We start from the raw sequence: 2,261 nt of genomic DNA, 5'->3' as shown, positions 1-2,261 counted from the left end.
GCTCGACTCCTGAACCCGCCGCGCCGGGGCCGCCGCCGCTTCACCCGCGAGAGCCCGGGCCGCCGATCGAGTCGATGCCGAACCCGCGGTACGCGCCGGGAGAACGCGGGTTCGGCCTCTCCTCGTCGAGTCGGCCCGATCCTCTTCCACATGTTGACGTCAACATGTATCGTCGTCTGGGGGCGTGTTGACGTCAACACGCTCGCAGACCCAACGAACTCTCAACGGCGAAAGAGGACGACGTCAATGACGATGCACGGGAGACGGCCCAATCCGGCCGCAGGACTGCACGCGCGGGCCACACGGCTCACCGCGATGATCACCGGGGGAGCCCTGCTCGGCGGCGCCCTGCTCGCGGCTCCGCTCGGCGCCGCAGCGCCCGCGCCCGCGGCCGCGGCCGCGGCGGACGGCATCACCATCACCCCGAACCCCGCCTACCAGGGCGAGTCGTTCGAGGGGTGGGGCACGAGCCTGGTCTGGTTCGCGAACGCGACCGGCGACTACCCGGCCGCACTGCGAGAGGAGCTCTACCAGGCGGTGTTCGGCGAGGACGGCCTCGACCTCAACATCGCCCGCTACAACATCGGCGGCGGGAACGCGTCGGACGTGCAGGACTACCTCCGGCCGGGCGGCGCGGTCGACGGCTGGTGGGCCGCCGACCCCGACGGCTCCGCCGGCACCTACGACGGCACCACGACGAGGTTCGCCGACCGCAACGCGCTGCTCGCGAAGTGGGACGCCGACGACCCCGCATCGTACGACTGGAATGCCGACGCGACCCAGCGCTGGTGGGTCGAGCGCCTCGCCGCAGACGACCAGATCACCCACTGGGAGACCTTCGCCAACTCGGCGCCCTACTTCATGACCGAGAGCGGCTACGTCTCGGGCGGCTTCAACGCCACGTCCGAGCAGCTGAAGCCCGCCGCGGAGGCCCAGTTCGCGAGCTACCTCGTGAACGTCACCGAGCACCTCGAGGACGAGTACGGCATCGAGGTCGACACGATCGACCCGTTCAACGAGCCGAACACGAACTACTGGGGCACGACCCTCAGCAACGGCAAGCCGGTCGGCGGCCGACAGGAGGGCATGCACATGGGGCCCGCCCGCCAGGTTTCGCTCATCGACGACGTGCGCGCCGAGCTCGACGACCCGGCCACCACGACCGACGCCGGCCTCGCGGCCATGGACGAGACCAACCCCGGCATCTTTGCGACCAACTGGGCAGGTTACCCGGCGTCGACGCGCGCCAAGGTCGACCGCATGAACGTGCACACGTACGGCACCTCGGGCCGGCTCGTCGTGCGCGACCTCGCCAAGCAGGCCGATAACGACCTCTGGATGAGCGAGATCGAGGGCAACTGGGTCAACGGGTTCAACCCCGTCAACATCGAGAACGGCCTCGGCATCGCCGGCCGCATCCACGACGACCTCCGTGAACTCGAGCCGAACGCGTGGGTGCTCTGGCAGCCCGTCGAGGACCTCTACAACATGCAGCCGCAGGGCGAGAACCTCAACTGGGGCTCGATCTTCATCGACCTCGACTGCAAGGCCTACCAGGAGGTCGGCGGCACGGTCTGGAAGTCCGCGCGCCGGGTCGCGGACGCGGGCGGTGACTCCAGCAAGGCGCCCGAGTGCGGCGTGCAGGTGAACTCGAAGTTCAACACCATCCGCAACTTCACGAAGTACCTCCACGAGGGCGACCACCTCATGGCGGTCGACGACGCGTCGAGCACGGCCGCCGTGCGCGGCGACGGCACGGGGGCGACCATCGTGCACACGAACACCGCGGCATCCGAGCGCGTCGTCACGCTCGACCTGTCGAACTTCGGCGACCTGGCCGAGGGTGCCACGGTCACGCCGGTGGTCACGACGCAGGCCACGTCGGCGGATGCCCCGACGGCCAACGCGCTCGTCGAGGGCGCGCCGGTGGCGATCGACCGTACCGCGAAGACCGCGACGCTCACGGTGCCCGCCAAGTCGGTCACCACGTTCGTGATCGACGGCGTCTCGGGGGTCGCAGCGGACGCACCCGCGCTCCGCGACGGCCACCGCTACCAGTTCGTCGGCACGCAGAGCGGCAAGGCGCTCACGGCCGGCGCCACGGGTGCGGCCACCACCATCCGAAACCTGGCGACGGATGCCGCGGGCGCGACGGTGCACTTCATCGCCGTCGGCACCCCGCAGCTGAAGGGCTCCTACTCGGCGGACCTGAGCTACGTGGATGCCGCCGTCGAGGGGATCCTCGAGCACGCGGCATCCGG

The 2,261-nt window shown here is 70.1% G+C and carries 1 protein-coding gene; it reads left to right on the top strand.

Going from position 1 to position 2,261, the window contains the following annotated elements; translation table 11 throughout:
* Positions 1 to 315: 315 nt before the first annotated feature.
* On the top strand, positions 316 to 2,261 hold a 1,946-nt coding region (locus GH736_RS21425; protein WP_328596940.1), incomplete at its 3' end, for a glycoside hydrolase.

The sequence above is a fragment of the Agromyces humi genome, from assembly GCF_009720255.1.
GTDB lineage: Bacteria > Actinomycetota > Actinomycetes > Actinomycetales > Microbacteriaceae > Agromyces > Agromyces humi.
The sequence above is the reverse complement of the archived record's forward strand: the minus strand, read 5'-3'. Positions and strand labels throughout refer to the sequence as shown.